The sequence below is a fragment of the Janthinobacterium sp. FW305-128 genome (assembly GCF_020858135.1).
In the GTDB taxonomy this organism is placed as follows: domain Bacteria; phylum Pseudomonadota; class Gammaproteobacteria; order Burkholderiales; family Burkholderiaceae_D; genus Janthinobacterium.
Genome location: NZ_JACYMK010000013.1, coordinates 183,928 through 202,900 on the forward strand (window position 1 = coordinate 183,928; position 18,973 = coordinate 202,900).

Annotated in this window: 12 protein-coding genes; all 12 read right to left on the minus strand. The window is 63.7% G+C overall.

Annotation, left to right across the window (positions count from 1 at the left end; genetic code table 11):
• Positions 1-28: 28 nt before the first annotated feature.
• Positions 29-4,729: a glutamate synthase-related protein gene (locus IGS60_RS24825; protein WP_070313401.1), complete on the minus strand. Its 4,701-nt coding sequence runs from the start codon at positions 4,727-4,729 to the stop codon at positions 29-31.
• A gap of 194 nt (positions 4,730-4,923) precedes the next feature.
• Positions 4,924-5,631, minus strand: a complete 708-nt coding sequence (locus IGS60_RS24830; RefSeq protein WP_230506487.1) for a transposase — start codon at positions 5,629-5,631, stop codon at positions 4,924-4,926.
• 300 nt (positions 5,632-5,931) lie between these two features.
• Positions 5,932-6,612: a response regulator transcription factor gene (locus IGS60_RS24835; RefSeq protein WP_034753797.1), complete on the minus strand. Its 681-nt coding sequence runs from the start codon at positions 6,610-6,612 to the stop codon at positions 5,932-5,934.
• A gap of 136 nt (positions 6,613-6,748) precedes the next feature.
• On the minus strand, positions 6,749-7,879 hold the full coding sequence (locus IGS60_RS24840; protein WP_230506488.1) for a PAS domain-containing sensor histidine kinase: 1,131 nt from the start codon (positions 7,877-7,879) through the stop codon (positions 6,749-6,751).
• 49 nt (positions 7,880-7,928) lie between these two features.
• A complete protein-coding gene (locus IGS60_RS24845; protein ID WP_070290329.1) occupies positions 7,929-11,033 on the minus strand; it encodes a DEAD/DEAH box helicase in 3,105 nt (1,034 codons plus the stop codon).
• A gap of 209 nt (positions 11,034-11,242) precedes the next feature.
• The gene (locus tag IGS60_RS24850) at positions 11,243-11,731 is read right to left on the minus strand and encodes a YbjN domain-containing protein (RefSeq protein ID WP_230506489.1); all 489 of its coding nucleotides are present in this window, start codon (positions 11,729-11,731) and stop codon (positions 11,243-11,245) included.
• A 25-nt stretch (positions 11,732-11,756) separates the two neighbouring features.
• Complete coding sequence (locus IGS60_RS24855) at positions 11,757-12,455, minus strand: hypothetical protein (RefSeq protein ID WP_230506490.1); 699 nt, start codon at positions 12,453-12,455, stop codon at positions 11,757-11,759.
• Positions 12,456-12,461: 6 nt separating this feature from the next.
• A complete protein-coding gene (locus IGS60_RS24860; RefSeq protein ID WP_230506491.1) occupies positions 12,462-14,195 on the minus strand; it encodes a putative porin in 1,734 nt (577 codons plus the stop codon).
• A gap of 37 nt (positions 14,196-14,232) precedes the next feature.
• A complete protein-coding gene (locus IGS60_RS24865) occupies positions 14,233-14,949 on the minus strand; it encodes an energy transducer TonB (protein WP_227742072.1) in 717 nt (238 codons plus the stop codon).
• A gap of 10 nt (positions 14,950-14,959) precedes the next feature.
• Complete coding sequence (locus IGS60_RS24870) at positions 14,960-15,370, minus strand: biopolymer transporter ExbD (RefSeq protein ID WP_034753784.1); 411 nt, start codon at positions 15,368-15,370, stop codon at positions 14,960-14,962.
• A 13-nt stretch (positions 15,371-15,383) separates the two neighbouring features.
• Positions 15,384-17,162: a DUF2341 domain-containing protein gene (locus IGS60_RS24875; protein WP_121670715.1), complete on the minus strand. Its 1,779-nt coding sequence runs from the start codon at positions 17,160-17,162 to the stop codon at positions 15,384-15,386.
• A 56-nt stretch (positions 17,163-17,218) separates the two neighbouring features.
• Positions 17,219-18,856 carry a ShlB/FhaC/HecB family hemolysin secretion/activation protein gene (locus IGS60_RS24880; protein WP_230506492.1) on the minus strand — a complete coding sequence of 546 codons (1,638 nt, stop codon included), beginning with the start codon at positions 18,854-18,856 and terminating at the stop codon, positions 17,219-17,221.
• Positions 18,857-18,973 lie beyond the last annotated feature (117 nt).

Below are 18,973 nucleotides of genomic sequence, written 5' to 3' on the forward strand. Positions count from 1 at the left end.
CATTCATTTGGCAATGAGCTTGGCTGGCTCAGGCGGCGACGGCTTGCACTTCCATGGCGGCATCCGCTGCCATCTCGATCAGCGCGCGCTTGTATTCGTTCGGGAAGACTTTCACGAACTTGCCGCGCGCCGCAGCCCAGTCGTCGAGCAGGACGCGGGCACGGGTGCTGCCCGTGTGCTTGAAGTGACGCTCGATCAGGCGCTTGAGGATGACTTCGTCCGCTTCCGGCACGCCGTCGCGGTGCTGCGTGTGCCAGGCGTCGCGGTCGACATGCTGTTCCGCTGCCGACACGACCTTGTCCAGGCTGACCATGGCCGTGTTGCACTTGCTGGCAAAGTCGCCCGCCGGGTCATACACATAGGCGATACCGCCCGACATGCCGGCCGCGAAGTTGCGTCCCGTGTTGCCCAAGACCACCACCGTGCCGCCCGTCATGTATTCGCAGCCATGGTCGCCCAGGCCCTCGACCACCGTGGTGGCGCCCGAGTTGCGCACGGCAAAGCGTTCACCGGCCACGCCGTTGAAGAAGGCTTCGCCGGCGATGGCGCCGTACAGCACCGTGTTGCCGATGATGATGTTGTCCACGGCCCAGCCGCGGAACTCGGTATTGGGCCGCACGATGATGCGTCCGCCCGACAAGCCTTTACCGACGTAATCGTTGCCCTCGCCCACCAGGTCGATCGTGATGCCGTGCGCCAGGAAGGCACAGGCCGACTGGCCCGCCGTGCCTTGCAACTGGATGTGGATGGTGTCGTCCGGCAAGCCGGCGTGGCCGTATTTCTTCGCCACTTCGCCGGACAGCATGGTGCCCACCGTGCGGTTCAAGTTGCGCACGGGCGAGATGAAGGAGACGCGCTCGCCCTTTTCCAGCGCCGCGCGCGCTTGCGCGATCAGCTTGTGGTCGAGCGCCTTTTCCAGCGCATGGTCCTGGAATTCCACGTGGCGGCAAGCCTGGCCATCCGGGGTTTCCGGCTTGTAGAAGATGGACGAGAAGTCCAGCCCCTGCGCCTTCCAGTGCGAAATCGCCTTCGATTTGTCGAGCAAGTCGACCCGGCCGATCAGCTCGTCATACGTGCGGATGCCCAGCTGCGCCATCAATTGACGGGCTTCCTCGGCAACGAAGAAGAAGTAATTGACGACATACTCGGGTTTGCCCGAGAACTTGGCGCGCAGCACGGGATCTTGCGTGGCCACGCCCACCGGGCACGTGTTCAAGTGGCATTTGCGCATCATGATGCAGCCTTCGACCACCAGCGGCGCCGTGGCGAAACCGATCTCGTCGGCGCCCAGCAAGGCGGCGATGACCACGTCGCGGCCCGTCTTCATCTGGCCGTCGGCCTGCACGCGGATGCGGCTGCGCAAACCGTTCAAGACCAGCGTTTGTTGCGTTTCAGCCAGACCCAACTCCCACGGCGTGCCCGCATGTTTCACGGACGACAGAGGCGAGGCGCCCGTGCCGCCGTCGTGGCCGGCAACGACCACGTGGTCGGCCTTGGCCTTGGTGACGCCGGCAGCGACCGTGCCGATGCCTACTTCCGACACCAGCTTCACGGAAATCGAGGCGCGCGGATTGGCGTTCTTCAAGTCATGGATCAGCTGCGCCAGATCTTCGATCGAATAGATGTCGTGGTGCGGCGGCGGCGAAATCAGGCCCACGCCCGGCACGGAAAAGCGCAGGCTGGCGATGTATTCGGACACCTTATGGCCCGGCAACTGACCGCCTTCGCCCGGCTTGGCGCCCTGCGCCATCTTGATCTGGATCTGGTCGGCCGAATTCAGGTAGGCGGCCGTGACGCCGAAACGTCCCGACGCCACCTGCTTGATGCGCGAGCGCATGGAATCGCCTTCCTGCAGCGGAATATCGACGACGATCTGCTCGGCGCCCACGACGGACGCCATCGTATCGCCCTGGCGGATCGGGATGCCCTTCAATTCCTGCGTGTAGCGGTTCGGATCTTCGCCGCCCTCGCCCGTGTTCGACTTGCCGCCGATGCGGTTCATGGCGACCGCAAGCGTTGCGTGCGCTTCCGTGCTGATGGAGCCGAGCGACATGGCGCCCGTGGCGAAACGCTTGACGATTTCCTTGGCCGGTTCCACTTCGTCGAGCGGGATCGCCTTGGTCGGGTCGAGCTTGAATTCGAACAGGCCGCGCAGGGTCAGGTGACGACGGCTCTGGTCGTTAATGATTTGCGCGTACTCTTTATAGCTGGAGAAATTGTTGCTGCGCGTGGAATGCTGCAGCTTTGCAATCGCGTCCGGCGTCCACATGTGGTCTTCGCCGCGCACGCGGAACGCATACTCGCCGCCCGCGTCGAGCTTATCGACCAGCACGGGATCGTTGCCGAAGGCCAGCGCGTGCAGGCGCAGCGCCTCTTCCGCCACTTCAAACACGCCGATGCCTTCCACGTTCGAGGCCGTGCCCTTGAAGTATTTGTCCACCAGCGACTTGTTCAGGCCGATGGCTTCGAAGATTTGCGCGCCGCAGTACGACATGTAGGTCGAAATGCCCATCTTCGACATGACCTTCATCAAGCCCTTGCCGACCGCCTTGGTGTAGTTATAAATGGCTTTCTCGCCCGACAAGTCGCCGGGCAAGCCGTGCGCCATCTCGGCCAGGGTTTCCATGGCCAGATACGGGTGGACGGCTTCCGCGCCATAGCCGGCCAGCAAGGCGAAGTGGTGCGTTTCGCGGGCCGAGCCCGTTTCCACGACGAGACCGGTGGACGCCCGCAAGCCCTTGCTCACCAAATGCTGGTGCACGGTGGACGTGGCCAGCAGCGCGGGGATCGCCACTTGGTCGGCGCAAATGGCGCGGTCCGAAACGATCAAAATATTGTGGCCGGATTTCACGGCATCGACGGCTTCCGCGCACAGCGAGGCCAGGCACGCTTCCACGCCTTCCTTACCCCAGGCCAGCGGGTAGCAGATGTCCAGTTCGTACGACTTGAACTTGCCGCCCGTGTGGGCGCTGATGTTGCGCAGACGCGCCATGTCGTCAAAGCCCAGCACGGGCTGTGCCACTTCCAGGCGCATCGGCGGGTTGACGTTGTTGGTATCGAGCAAGTTCGGTTTCGGGCCGATGAAGGACACCAGCGACATCACCATCGCTTCGCGGATCGGGTCGATCGGCGGATTCGTCACTTGCGCGAACAGCTGCTTGAAGTAGTTATACAGCGGTTTCAGCTTGTTCGACATGACGGCCAGCGGCGAGTCATTGCCCATCGAGCCCGTCGCCTCTTCGCCGGCCAGTGCCATCGGCGCCATGAGGAATTTCAAGTCTTCCTGCGTGTAGCCGAACGCCTGCTGGCGGTCGAGCAGCGACGGCTGGGCTTTTTCGCCCTGCGCGCGGTCCTGTTTCGCTTGTCCTTCGGCCAGCTTGATCTCGTCGAGCTTGATGCGCACCGAATTGATCCACGCCTTGTACGGCTTGGCGTTCGCGTAGGTGTTTTTCAATTCCTGGTCGTCGATGATGCGGCCCGCTTCCAGGTCGATCAGGAACATTTTGCCGGGCTGCAAGCGCCATTTCTGGATGATCTTCGACTCGGGAATCGGCAATACGCCCGATTCCGACGCCATCACCACCAGGTCATCGTCCGTGACGATGTAGCGCGCCGGACGCAAGCCGTTGCGGTCCAGGGTGCCGCCGATGTGGCGGCCGTCCGTGAATGCCATGGCGGCGGGGCCGTCCCACGGTTCCATCATGGCCGCGTGGTATTCATAGAAGGCGCGGCGGTTGTCGTCCATCGTCGTGTGGTTTTCCCACGCTTCCGGAATCATCATCATCATCGCCTGGGCGATCGGGTAGCCGGCCATCAGCAGCAGTTCCAGCGCATTGTCGAAGCAGGCCGTGTCGGACTGGCCTTCATAGATCAGCGGGAACAGTTTCTGCAGGTCGTCGCCCAGCACGGCCGACTTCATCACGCCTTCGCGCGCGCGCATCCAGTTGAAGTTGCCTTTCACCGTGTTGATCTCGCCGTTATGGGCGATCAGGCGGTACGGGTGGGCCAGCGGCCATTCGGGGAAGGTATTCGTCGAGAAACGCTGGTGCACCAGGGCCAGGGCCGAGATGCAGCGCGCATCCTGCAAGTCCTTGTAGTACACGCCCACCTGGTCGGCCAGCAGCAAGCCTTTGTAGACGATGGTACGGGCCGACATCGACGGCACGAAGAATTCCTTGCCGTGCAGCAGTTTCAAGGCCTGGATGGCGTGGCCCGACGATTTGCGGATCACATACAGTTTGCGCTCGAGCGCGTCGGTGACCATGATGTCCGGGCCGCGGCCGATGAAGATCTGGCGGATGACCGGTTCCTTGGCGCGCACGGTGGGCGACATCGGCATATCGGTATCGATGGGCACGTTGCGCCAGCCCAGCACGACCTGGCCCTCGATGCGCACGGCGCGTTCGATTTCCTGTTCGCAGGCGATGCGCGACGCGTGTTCCTTCGGCAGGAAGACCATGCCCACGCCGTATTCGCCAGGCGGCGGCAATTCCACGCCCTGCTTGGCCATTTCTTCGCGGTAGTACTGGTCGGGAATCTGGATCAGGATGCCGGCGCCATCGCCCATCAGCGCATCGGCGCCCACGGCGCCCCGGTGATCGAGGTTTTTCAGAATCAGCAAACCCTGTTCGACGATCGAATGGGTCTTGTTGCCCTTGATATGGGCGACGAAACCGACGCCGCAGGCATCGTGTTCATTGGCTGGGTCGTACAGGCCTTGCGCTTTCATGGGCTTCTCCGCTGCATATGACTATCGAAAAACTAGAGTAGTGCAACGCAACAAAAAACTCAACCAGAACAATTAGGGTCGGAGTCGAATTAAATTCGATTCCGTCGCTCTAAAAATTTAATAGGGACACAGTCGAAGCCATTTCAATAAAACGTCAGAAAGAAACCATTTTTTGTTTTAAATGCGAATACCTATCAATTGGGGGCGGACTCGGCCACCGTTTTGCGGGGGCGGCCGCGCTTGGCGGGCAGCACTTGCCGCTGCATTTTCTGCTCCAGCGCCTGCTTGAAAGCATCGGAACCCAGCGGCCAGCCCTTCAATACAGCCTGTTCCACGGTGTTTACCTGGCTGCTGCCCAGCCCCTGCTCGAACAGGCGCAGATACGCCGCCTCGCGGTCGAACGGCGTGTTGCCCAGCGCCCAGTACAGCGCATGGTCGGTGATGACGGGATCGGGCCGCACACCAGCGTGGTGGGCATAGCTGGACCAGCTGTAATCGAGCGCCTGGCCCGCCAGGCCCGTCTGCACGGGCACGCATTCCAGGTAACGGCAGCAAGTAAGGAAGAAATTGTCGGGATCGATGACGGAAGTTTTGTAGCGTCCCTGCCACAGCGCCCCTTCACGGCCGTATTTCTGGTTGAAATACGGCACGTAATAGCGCCCCAGCCACTGCATCAGCTGTCCCAGCCCCGTCGCATCGGCTGGCGTCGCCAATAAATGTAGCTGATCTGGCAATAAAACGTAGGCATGGATGGCCACCTTGAACATTTTCGCGCCCGTTTTCAGCCAGGACAGAAATTGGGCATAGTCCGCCGCGTCCTGGAACACGCTCTGGCGGTTGCTGCCGCGCTGGATCACGTAATGGGGCAGTGCGGGAATGATGAGGCGGGGCAAACGGGCCATGGCAAAATCGAAAAGTGAAGGCTAAGGCCTTGATTTTACACACTTGCGAGCGCAGGACGCGACTCTGACCCTGTTTTATTTGAAATGCTGGAAAAAGCGATTGACTCTGTCCCTGAATTGTCCAGCAGGAGACTATGCACCTTCGCAGGCGGCAAGTTGGTAGTCCCAACGACCACCATGATCGAGGCAACTATCAATTTTCCACTCCTTGCGCAGCCAGAGAGCGGCACTGGCCAGTGCAACGATCAACAACAGGCCAGATAGGAAGCGCCGTTTCATGCTACTGGCCGCCTCTGGCGGTCAGGACAGGTTAAAACTGGCCGACAGGCTGTAGCCCTCGCCATACGCGCTGCGCAGCGGCAAGTCCTGGCCCAGGCCCGTCTTGGCTTTCTTGCGCAGGCGGTACACGAGCATGTCGACGCGGCGGCCCGCATCCGGATCTTCGCCGCCCATGCCGGCCACGATGACGTCGCGCGGCACGGGGCGGGTATTGATGGTCAGCAGGTGCAGGAAGTTGAATTCCTTTTCCGTCAGGGCGATGACGGCGCCCATCAATTCAAGTTGGCGAGCGCTTACTTTCAAGGTCCACTTGCCCGGCTCGGGAACGGGATCTTGCGGGCCGACGCGGCGGTCGAGCGCCTCGATGTGGGCAGCCAGTTCGGGGAATTTGATCGGCTTGGTCAGATAGTGGTCGGCACCGAGGCGCAAGCCGAGGATGCGGCTGTCGAAGGCGACACGCCCCGTCAGCACCAGCACGCCGATCTGCGGATACAGCTGGCGCATGCGGGGGATGACGTTGAAGCCGTCCTCATCGGGCAAGCCCAGGTCCAGCACGACCACCCCGACATTGCCATGGCTCAACGCCGTCCACATCCCGCCAGCGGAGCTGGTGATATGCACTTCGTGTTCGAGCTCAACGAGAAACTCCGCCATGTCTTCGGCGTAGTCCAGATTGTCTTCGACGATCAGTATTTTCGTCATTGCAACGCCATTCTTCCATTAGTGAGCTACCGTGGGCAAACCATGCCATTCACTTCTGCACCATGATGGACGGCACAATAGGTTTACGTCAAGGAATTATCACGGTTGCCTTCAGCGGAAGCAACTTTTTTCTAGTCTAGCCAGGAAGCGGCAGCCAAATGCGGAAAATAGCCCCGCCTTCGGGCAGATTATGCCCCTGTAAACTCCCGCCATGCACGTCCACCACGGCGCGCGCCATGTACAGGCCCAGGCCCGCACCGGCATGCGTGGCATCGGTTCCACGGAAACCTTTTTCGAACAGCTGCGCCAGTTCTTCTTCCCGCAAACCGGGCCCCGCATCGCGCACACACAGCGCCACGCCGCCTTCGGGCACCAGCTTGCCCGACACGGTGATGCTGCTGCCCGGCGGGCTGAACTTGACCGCGTTGTCGAGCAGGATTTTCAGGCACAGGGCCATACCGGGCACGTCGCAGCGCAGCCGGGCCGGCAAGTCTTCATCGAGTTCCAGCTGTACGCGGTGACTGGCCGGCACGGTGGCGGCCGCCTGCTGCAACAAGGCCAGCGGCGCGATGCCATCGGCGGCCCGTTCGCGGCCGATGGCCGCCATGCGTTCGGGCGACAAATAGTCGTCGATCATGGCCAACAAACGGTCGACGGCCGTCTGGATTTTCACGTAGCGCTTGCGGGTGGCCTCGTCGGCGTCTCGGGATGTCGAGACGAGGCGCTGGATGGCGCCGTCGATGGTGGCCAGCGGCGTGCGGAATTCATGCGACAGCATCGAGGCGAAACGCTTCTGTTCCTTTTCCCGCTCGGCTTCCTGCGCGTGGGCGGCGCTGACGTCGCGCACCGTGCCGACGATGGTGATGCCCCGTTCCCTCGCCGACGCGGGCACGATGGTCGAGCTGATTTCCAGCGCCAGCAGGCGGCCGTCGGCGTGCGGCAATTCCACTTCCCGCAGCAGGGTCAAACGGCTGGTGTCGCCATCGCGCCAGCGCTGCAAGCGGGCCGGCACGTCCGCCGCCAGGCGTGCCGCGTGTTCGCGCAAGGCTGCCTGGTCGTAACCGGTCAGGCGTTGCGCCGCGGGGCTGATGTAGCGTAATTCGAGGGTGGTGGCGTCGAGCAGGAAGGCCGCGTCGCGCCCATGTTCGGCCAGCAGGCGAAACGTCGCTTCGCCGGCGCGCGCGCGCAGCAGGGCGCGGCGCAACTGGACGAAGCGCAGCGCCATGAGGACGGCGCCGGCAAGCAGCAGGAGGAAAATAGGCAGCATGCGTTATACCTGGCAAGAAAGAATTGCCAAGTATAAGCGTGCGCTGCCCTTAATCTTCCAGCGGGGCGAAAATCTGCTGCAAGTCTTCCTGCGTGAGGGCCATCTTCTGCGATTCGCCTTCGGCCAGGATCGATTGCGCCAGCTCCGATTTCTTTTGCTGCAGCAGCTGGATTTTTTCTTCCAGGGTGCCCTTCGCAATCAATTTGTAGACGAACACAGGCTTATCCTGGCCGATGCGCCAGGCGCGGTCCGTGGCCTGGTTTTCCGCCGCCGGATTCCACCACGGATCGTAGTGGATGACCGTGTCGGCGGCCGTCAGGTTCAGGCCCACGCCGCCCGCCTTCAGGCTGATCAGGAAGATCGGCACGGCGCCCTGCTGGAAGGCCGCCACTTGCGCGCCCCGGTCCTTCGTCTCGCCCGTCAGCAGCGCGTAGGGGATGTCGCGCGATTCCAGCTCTTCCTCGATCAATTCCAGCATGCTGGTAAATTGCGAGAACACGAGGATCTTGCGTCCTTCATCGAGCAAGTCTTCCACCATCTGCATCAGGTCGAGCAGCTTGGCCGAACCGGCCGACTGCTTCTTCGCCGGCAGCGATTTCACCAGACGCGGGTCGCAGCAGACCTGGCGCAGTTTCAGCAGCGCCTCGAGGATGACGATCTGGCTGCGCGCCACGCCCTTCTTGTCGATTTCTTCACGGACCTTTTGATCCATCGCAAGACGCACGGTTTCATACAGGTCGCGCTGCGGCCCCGTCAATTCCACCTTGCGCACCATTTCCGTTTTCGGCGGCAGCTCCTTGGCCACATTGTCCTTCGTGCGGCGCAGCAGGAACGGTTTGATGCGGCGGTTCAGCAGCATGCGGCGCAGCGGATCGTCCTGGCGCTCGATCGGGTGGCGGAACTGCGTGTTGAACGTCTTCTCGTCGCCCAGCAAGCCCGGCAGCAAGAAGTGGAATTGCGACCACAGTTCGCCCAGATGATTTTCCAGCGGCGTGCCGGACAAGCACAGGCGGTGGCGCGCGCGCAGCAGGCCCGCGCTTTGCGCCGCCTTGCTGCGCGTATTCTTGATGTAATGCGATTCGTCGAGGATAACCAGGTGGAAATCGTGCTCGCGCAAGGTTTCCTCGTCGCGCGGCAACAGCGCGTACGTGGTCAGCACCAGGTCGCACTGGTCGATCTGGTCGAATTGCTGGGCGCGGTCCTTGCCTTGCAGCAGCAACACCTTCAGGCTGGGTGCGAACTTGGCCGCCTCGTCCTGCCAGTTGCCCATCAAGCTCGTCGGTGCGATGACGAGGGCCGGATGCGTAAGGCGGCCTGCTTCCTTTTCCACGAGGATATGCGCCAGGGTTTGCACCGTTTTACCTAAGCCCATGTCATCGGCCAGGATGCCCGCCAGGTCGTGGTCGCGCAGGAATTGCATCCACGCCAGGCCGTCGGCCTGGTAATCGCGCAAGGTTGCCTGCAGGCCCGCGGGCGCCGCCACTTTTTGCACGGAACCGAACTGGCTCAGCTTGCGGCCCATGGCGCGCAGCTGTTCGCCGCCCGTCCACTGCATGTCCAGGCCCCGCGCCAGCTCTTCCAGGCGCGCCGCATCGAGTGTCGACATGCGCACGGCACGCTTGATCTTGTCGCTGAAATACAGTTCGCCCAGCGTGTTCAAAATCGGACGCACGCGGCCCCACGGCAGGGCGACGCGCGTGCCGTCCGGCAAGGTTGCCAGCATCTGGTCATCGTCCGCATGTGCTTCGATGACTTTCGGATTGAAATCGTTGGGCGCGTTGCGGATCAGCTGCACCAGCACGGGCAGCAGCGGCACGCGCTCGTGGTTGACGACGATGCCCAGTTCCAGCTCGAACCAGGCGTTGCCGCTGTCCGGATCCTGGTCATCGATTTCCGCGTACCAGTCGCCCACGTCGCTCACGTCGTAGCGGTACTTGGCCGTCTTTTCCACGATCCAGCCCTGCGCCAGCAAGGCGTCGATGCCGGACTCGGCAAAACGCAGCCATTCCGCCTGGGAAGGCAGCAGCAAGGCGCCCTTCAAGCCGCTCAAGGGAGCGGAGCCCGGCTTCTTGAATTGCAGCTCGGCCAGGGTGGCCAGTGCGCGCGCTTCATCGACCGTATTTCTCTGGATAATTTCCGTCACCTCGCCCACTTGCCGCACCACGCGCTGCGACGGGTCGAACGAGACTCTTTCGCCATCGTAGTCGTAGGACAGCACGGCGAAGTCGCTCCAGCGCTGCAGGCTGCCATCGGCCAGCATGGCACTGTCCAGCAGCAACACCGGTTGCGCCGGCACGTCCTTGCGCAAGCGCTGCGGCAACGGTTGCGGCAGCGGCATCAGATGCTGCAAGCCTTGCGCCAGCAGCAGTTGCGACACGCGCACCTTGTCGTTCGCATTCAACGGCGGCGCCTGCGCCACCAGCGCCTGCAGATCGGCGAGGGAAATGTCGGAGCCGCCCTGGTTCAGTTCCAGCACGCCGCACGACAGGTTGTCGATGTACCACGGCGGATCGGTGGGCAGCATGTAGTCGATCTGGTCGGCGCCATGGTGCTTCGCGCCTTCCGGCGGGTCCACTTGCCAGCCAAGGCGCATGGTCTTGCCTTCGTCGCGCCAGAACAGGCGGGCGGGACGCACGGGACCTTCCTTCAATGGATACACGAGACCATTGCCGACGTCGGCCCAGGAATTGGCCCACAACAATTTATCCTGCTCTGCCAGCATTTTCAGCAGGGCCGCACCCACCTTGCCCTTCGGCTCCGTGGCGCTGCCCGTCTGCGAATTCTGCCCGCTGCGCATGGCCACGAAGAAGCGCACGAGGTCTTCGTCCGCCGGCGTCAAGAACGTGGGCGGCGCCGACAGCAGGGAAAAGATTTCGCTGATGGGGGACGCCGCCGCCACGTCGCCGTTCGGCCGCAGCCGCGCCTTGTACAAGCACAGGGCCACGTGGCGGCCGCCGCTGGTGGGCGCCAGCACGTAGATCAGGCGGTGCTGGTTGAGTTTGGGATCGGGCTCGGCAATCGTCAGCACGGCCTTCGGATGGGCGGCAGCCTCCACCCGCTGCAGCCAGGTGGCGACGGCATACGGCAAAGGCGCTCCCGGCGCGCTGGCCGGGGCAACTGGGGTTTCACTGGTTTCGTCGCGGGTAAAATCCATGGGGCGCATTTTTGTGTAAAGGTCGTATCCAAATCGGCAACAGGCAATATTATCCGCCATACAGGCGTTGCTGGCTTGATTCACACACGCTCTTTGAGCAGTTTTAATGCGCGATGCCTAAAAAATAAGTATTTAATACGACACTTGGGGTCCGCTGACGGCAAAAAAGGCCCGTCATGGGCCTTTTTTCGCCGCCTGTGGAGGGATTATCAGGCCGGCACAGTTTCTTCTTCGGCCACGCTGGCGGCCTCGACTACCGGTGCCGTGCTCGTATCGGCCGGCGTAAAGTTGCGCAAAAACAAGAAGAACTGGCCCATCATCTGCGTCCACAGTTGCAGATTGATATTCAGGTACTCCTTGCTGACGCCGCCGGCGACCAGCACATCCATCTCCAGCACGACGAAATCGCCATGCTGGGCCACGCGGGCGAAACGCTTGCTGCGGTGCCATTCGGCCAGCAAACCGGCCGGCAAGTCGCCGCCCTGCACGCGCAGCGGGCAGCTCAGGGTCAGGTCCGCGTACTGGCCAGGCGCGGCTTCGTTACCCCACAGCACCTGAAAGCCGATGCCATGGCTGGCACTGTGCAGGCGCACGACGCCGTCGTGTTCGATGCTGGTGACGGCGCAGCCGGCCGCCTTGATGGCCTCGGCCGTTTGTTCAGCGTTCAGGGTGGTCAGCAAGCTATTCGTGTTTTCCATCGTCATTCCATTCATTTCAAAAAGATTATTGGGGGGCCGGCGCGGGCGCGGCCGGCGTTGCTGCCGCTTCGGTTTGACGCGCATCAAAGCGGCCCTGGTACAGCTGGTCGCCGTACTGCTGCGCGATTTGTTCGAGTTTCACCCGGCTTTGCGCGGCGAACGGCTGGCGCGCTTTCATGACGTCGAGCACGTCCAGGCTTTCATACGCTTGCAGGATCTCTTTCCCTGCCGCATACAGCTGGGCATTCTTGCTTTCGCAGCGCGCCAGGGCACTGCGCTGCACCGCCACTTCGCCGTCCAGGCGCGCCCGCTCCGCTTCGATCTGCTTGCCCGTGACGGCCAGCCGTTCGCCGGCCTGGCGGTACTGCGCCAAATTCGCGGTTGCCTCCTGTGCGGCGGCGGCGCTGCGCTGCTGCTCGGCGGCCAGTTTCTCCCGCTGCGCGCGTTCCTGCGCCAGCTGCGACTGGCTGCGCGCCAGCTCCTTTTTCAAGCCATCGCTGGCAGGCGCCGCGGCGGCGGCGGGCGCCGCCTTGGCGGCCGGCACGCCCTTGGCTTTCAGCGCTTCCAGTTCGCCGCGCGTCTGCTGCAGCTGCGCCGTGACATTGCGCAACTCGGCACGCAAACGCTCTTCCATGCTTTGCCCTTTTTGCGCTTGGGCGGTGCCGGCGGCCAGCAAGCTCAACAGCAATAAAGGCAGGCGCATTTTGTTGGATATCAACATCATGGCTCCTTAAAAACGCGCGTTCAATTCGATTTGCAGGGTGTCGATCGACAGTGCCGAACCGAACACTTCGCGGCTCGACGTCCAGCGGCCGTTCAGCCAGGTATTCTTGTCGAGCGCATACGCGCCGCCCAGGTAGTAGCCGCGCGCATTCGTGCCGCCCAGATGGAAGGTGGAATCGTTGTAGGCGTCAGGCAAGGCGTCCGGTTCGATGCGCTTGTAACCGAGCAGCACGTTCCAGTCGCCGCGCGCCGCCGGGCTGGCCTTGCCCAGGGTCGCCTGCAGCATGTAGGCATTGCCGCCGCTCTTGAAATCAGCTTGCGAGACGCCGCCCGTGCCGCCGAAGTTATTCATGATGCCGCCCTTGGCGCGCGCCCACATTTCATTCTTGTCGTAGGCCATGTTGCGCACATAGTCGCCTTCGATGCGCAAGTCCGTGCCGCCCGCGACCTTGCTATCCCAGCGCGCATTCAGGTTGGCCAGGCGGAATTTCGACGCCAGGCCCACGAATTGCGGCTGCGGCGTATTGGCCGGATCGAGCGGGTTCAGGGCGATATTGCGCAGCAACATCAAGCTATTGCCCTTTTGCATGCTCGATGGACGCGACCAGTCGGTGCTGCAGCCATCGGCGCCCGCGTACAAGGCGCACGGCTGCGAATACTCGCCGCTGATGTTGCGGAAGTTGTAGTAGGCCAGCGCACCGCGCAATTGATGGTCGCTATTGATCTTCCACGACGCGCCCACTTGCGCACCGAGCAGCCATTTGTTTTCGCTCGACATTTTTGCCTGGCTGCGGCTAGGCGCATTGTCGGACGAATACTCGAGCGGAATCAGGCCCAGGGTGCCGAACACGGTGACGTCCTTGCTCTCGCCGACCGGCTGCTGCACCTTGGCGGCGATGCCGTCGAAATTGAGTTCGCTGGAAAACAGTTCGTCGCCGGACACGAATGGATTGTCGAAGCGGCCCGCCGTCAGTTTCAGCCACGAAGCGGGCTGGTAGGACAGCCAGGCCTGGTCCAGCCAGATGTTTTTCTTGCCCAGGCCGCCACCGAGAGTTTGCGTGGTCGATACCGGGCTGTCGTCATTACCGCTGGCCAGGCGGATGCCCGCTTGCGTGGTATCAGAAATGTCGGCCAGGATACCGAGGCGGGCACGGGCGCGCAGCAAGTGCTTGCGGTCTTCGCGCGTGTTGAGCAACGCCGGCAGGGCCAGGTTGGTGTTCGAATTGACGTCGTAGCCGCTGCCGCTGTTGAGCGAGCGCCAGTCGATCTCGATATTGCTGTTGGCCATGTCGTAGTAGCGCGATTCGTAGCGCGCGCGCACGTCGCCTTCCAGGCGAATGCGCTTGGTCCAGGCCGGCGTTTCATTCGGCGCCGCCCAGCCGCCCGCTTTTGCTTCGGCCATGACCTGGCCCTTGATCTCGTCACGGATCTGCTCGCGCACGGTTTGCGAAATATACGGCACGCGCACGTCGCCAGGCTGCACCTGCGCCAGGGCGGCCGGTGCGGCGGCCGGACGGGCTTGCGCCGCGGCCAGCGCTTCGCTCTGCGCCTGCGCCAGCAAGGCTTCGCCGGCATCCTTGTTCAGGGCGCCGCTCTGGATCAGGCCGCGGATCAGCTTGACCATGGTGCTGTCGGCCGGTGCCTGCGCTTGTACCGCGCCCGCCGCCACGCTCAGGGCGAAAGCGGCCAGCGCCAGCGGAAGACGGCGCGCACGCTGTGGGGAAGAAAATATGGAATTCATTGTTTCTTTCGAAAAAAATTAATATGAATTGGGGACGCTATGGCCGGCGGCCTTTAATGGATACCCGGGCCGGGAAACGCAGGGATGCCGGCGGCCGCTCATCGGCGCGGAAGTCGCGCACCATGGCCAGCACCTGCTCATCCGTCTGCGCATTGCCCGTGCCTTGCACCAGCTGCACTTTCGTCGCCCTGCCTTCCGTATCGAGCCACAGGTCGACGCGGATGTCGGCGAACGCCAGCTGGCGCGTGCGCGGGTCGCGGGCGAACGCCAGCTGCAGCGCGTTGGCGACGTAGCGGCCATACGATCCCGCGCCGAGTCCGCCGCCACCGCCGCTACCGCTCATGCCGCCGCCGCGCCCGGCCTGGATGCCGAACGCGTCGCTGCCGGCCTGCGCCGCGCCGTCGATGGTGACGGGGTCGCCCTTGTCCGGCGACGGGCTTTCCGGCGCGTCATCCATGGGCTTGTCGGCAGGCGTCGGTTCCGGCTCGGACACTTCCGGCACCACCTTGTCCGGTGTCGGTTCCGGCAGTTTTTCCGGTTCCGGCGGCGGCGGTGGCGGCGGTGGCAGCATCAGCATCGGCGGCGCCGCCACTTCGCGCTTGGTGGCCGCCGTATCGGACAGCAAATACCAGACCAGCGCGGCCAGCGCAGCGGCCAGCAGCGCACCGCCGGCCACGCCGCCCCAGCGGCGCCACCACTGCGCCGCGCCCGACGATTCCGAGCCGGCCGTCTTCATCATGTCGTCACGCTTCACCTTGCGCTCCTCATGCCGGCTTGCCGGTCACCAGGCCCACCTGGTTCAGGTCGATGCGGCGCAGCAGGTCCAGCACTTCGACCACTTTCGCGTATTGCACGGCGGCGTCGCCGCGCACGATCACGGGGAAGTCGGGCGTCAGCGCCTTTTCCGTGCGCAGCCGCTCTTCCAGCTCGGGCAGGGTGACGGGATAGGCGTCGAGGAAGACCTGGCCCGCGTTGTCGATGGTGATGGCCTTGGTCTTCGGTTTTTCCAGCGCCATGGCCGAACTGGCCTTGGGCAGGTCGACCTTGATGCCGGGGATGCTGGCGTTGCTGGTCAAAATGAAGATCACCAGCACCACCAGCAGCACGTCGACGAAGGGCGTGATGTTGATGCCGCCGCTACGCTTGCGGGGGGTAAACTTGGCGGAGGTGGCCATGGTTATGCGCCCCTCACGCCTGATGCAGCGCGGGACGCATCTGGCGTCCGTCGCCCTGCTCTTCCGCCAGACGCGTGGCGAATTCATCGACGAAGACGGCCATATCGGCAACGATGGCGTCCGAACGCGAGGACAGCCAGTTGTAGCCGAACAGGGCGGGAATCGCCACGCCCAGGCCGGCAGCCGTACACAGCAGCGCTGCCGCCATGCCCGGCGCCACCGAGTTGATGTCCACGGCGCCCGCCATGGCCGCCACGACGAACACCAGCATGATGCCGATCACGGTGCCGAACAGGCCGACGTACGGCGCGCCTTCGATGGTGGTCGAGAGCCAGATCATGCGCTTGGACATGCGCTCGCTTTCGCGCACCATCACGCCATCCATGGCGGCGCGGATGGCGCCGATCGTCGCGTTTGAGACGGCGTTCAAGTCGTAGCCGCGGTCGTGGCGGCGGCGCATCTCGTCGATGGCCACGTCATACAGACGCCACAGCGAGGAATCCGTTTTCACGGAAGCGCTCAGCTTGCCGTTGCGCGCCAGGTGATCGAGCGGCGCGCCGGCCGCTTCGTGGAACGACTGCATGAACTGGGCATTGGCGCGCGAGATGGCGCCATAGCTGCGGCCCTTGCCGATCATGATGATCCACGACAAGACCATCATCAGGCCCAGCACGCCGACGACGATCCACGCGTCGAGCGGCATGGCGGCGATGATGAAGCCGAAATGGCTTTTGCCGGCCTGCTGTTCATCGGCGCCAAACACGGCCAGGCGCGATTCGGAGCCTTGCGAGACGGCGTCGGCCAGCAGCAGGGCGTCGGGACGGGCCGTGCGCGACAGGCGCAGCTCGTCGATGGCGCCCGTGAAGTTGGCCAGTGCGGCGCCACCGGCGACCGGCGGCGCGTCGGTACCCACCGAGGCGGCCGTGCTGAATGCCGGCAGGGCGGTGGCCAGCGAGACGGCCGGACGGCCGCCCACGTACAGGGCCACATTGTTCTTGTCGGCCTTGACGGCCAGGTGCGACCATTGCGCGGCCTGGATAGGCTGGCCCGGCTTGCTGCGCTGGCCATTGACCTGCACGAAAGGCACGCCCTGGTCCACGCCGATCAGCAATTCATTGGCGCCGTCGCGGCGCGCATACAGCACTTGCTGGGCGCCCAGGCTGTCCGGACGCACCCAGGCGGAAAAGGTGAACGGCGCGCCGGCGGCCAGCGCCAGCGATGGCGAGGCGGGCAGCATCAATGGCGTGGTGCCCAGGCGGGCGCCGGCGCCGATGACGGAACCGTCGAGCGCCGGCACGGCTGTCTGGGCATGGTTGCCGTAGGCGGTGCTGTCGCGCGAGGGCACGCCCGGTTCGCTGAAGTGATACACGAGGCTGTAGTCGGGGTCAAACGTACGCTGGCCGTTGCCGGAGGCGGGCGCCTTCGGATTGCCGTAGTACATCCACAGCTGCTGCGGCGTACCGGCCGTCAGGGCCGGCACGTCGACCCAGATCAGGGCGATGCCCAAGAGCGGATTGAATTGCTCGATCTGGTGGTTCAGCACCGTTTTATCGTCGCCCGCCACGAAGCGCAGGTCGGCGCCGTTATCGCTGACGCCTTCGAAGTTGAAGTTACCCGAATGCAAGCGCAGCAGCACGGGGATGCGGCCGGGATCGCCGCCCACCGCGCCCGCCTTCGGGCCGGCGTCGACGGTGACGGGTTTGCGGTAAGCCCAGTCGGGCTGCCACCAGGCATGCGCCAGGCCGGGAACGAGCGTGCCCAGGATCGTGAGCAGAAAAAGAAAACGTTGCATGACAGTGATTCTCCGAAGAAAAGTCTAAAAAAGTGCAGTGCTGTTGAGCTGGCCCGTCAGTAGCTGGCCGACAGGTTGAAATTGATGCGGCGCACGTGTTTGTGCGTGCGCGGGCCATCGCGCAGCGGATACGAAAAGTCGATGCGGCCATTCAGGTAGCGCAGGAACTGGAAGCTGCTGCCCACGCCCACGGAGGCCAGGCCGAACAGGTCTTTCTGCTCGATCATCGGATCGCGCAGGCGCAGGCGCGCGCCATCGGCAAAAGCGAACAGGCGCCAATTTTCCAGGCGGCTGAAATACGTCAGCTGGGGCGTGCGCCATTCGACCGTGCCGGACACGCCGTAATCGCCCGTCGCTTCGGCCGACAGATAGCCGCGCACGGAATTGGCGCCGCCGGCCGCCATCTGCTCGCCCGACACGAGCGCCGCATCGGCCAGCTGGCCCGCCAGCTTGCCGTACAGCTGCGCGCCGCTGCCCAGGGTAGTGGTGGCATTGGCGTCGCCCTTCAACACGAGGAAGCTGGGCGAGGCCTTGTAGCGCTTGTTGTCATAGGCGGCGCTGTCGCTGCCGTAGCCGAACGAAGCGCGCGTGCCGGCCACCAGCGACAGGCCGAGGCCATACGTCGCCGCCTCCGTCTGCGCAAAGCCGTTATACGACACGCTCAGGGGCACGTACTTGAGCGGAATATTGCTGCCCGTGCCATTGAGCTTGAGCGCTTCCTGGTTATCCTTGAAATCGATGCCGGCAGAAAAACTGTGCCACCAGATGCCGCTGTTGGGCACCGTGTAGTTGACTTTCATGCCCAGCGCATGGCCCTTGCCCAGCACGCTGGTGCCGCCCGTGCTGGCCACATTGCTGTTCGACTGGTAGCCGGTCGCTTCCACGCTCCAGCCCTGCGTGCCGATCGGCGCCACGTACGAGGCGGACCACACCTTGGTCTGGTTCAGGTCGCCCGGCGTGCCGAAAAAGCTGATGGTGGCGCTATGCCCGAGCTGCCACAGATTGTCGTGGCCGACCGACATGCTGGTACGCAATTTCTTCGTATCGGCGCTGTAATCGTTGTTCAAGCCCACGCTGGCGCGCCACGGGCTGCTGTCGTCCACTTTCAGGTCCACGTCCATGGTGCCGGGCAGGCTGCCCTGCTTGACCAGCGGCATCACCTGGCGCTTGGGACCGCGGTTCAGGGCCGTCAGTTCCACTTGCGCCTGCGTAAAGTCGGGCACCGTGCCTTCCGTCAGGGCCGGCACTTGCTGGCGCACGTCGAGCGGCGAGTTGTATTGCGCGCCGACCACGCGCAAGCGCCCCACCTTCGTTTCGCTCACCTGCAGCACCACCACGCCCTGCTCCACCTGCTGCTCCGGCAAGTCCACGTAGACGGACTGGTAGCCCCGGGCTTGATATGCAGCAACGAGGGCGTCACGCGCCCCTTCCACGTCCTTCAAAGTGCGGCCCGGCCCCAGGAAGGGCGTGACCGCCTCTTCGATGGCGCGGGCGTCGAGCACGGTATTGCCGCGCACCAGGTATTCCTCGATCGTCACTTGCCGTTCCGGCGCGGCCACGGGGGCCGCCGCCGGCACCGCATCCTGCGCGCGCGCCATGCCGGGCAACGCCAGCATGGCCAGGCACAGCATCGTCAAGGCGGTTGCAGGCGCCGCTGGCGGCACGCCCCTGCCCTTGGTTGTCATTTCACGCATCTTCCATTCACCTTAAAATCAAACGGTTGCCCTGTATTGCGGCGCTGGGCCGGCGTTTTTTTGTTGCTGATGTTCATCTACTGATGCCTAGACAGCCGCCGCGCGCGACGACTGCCG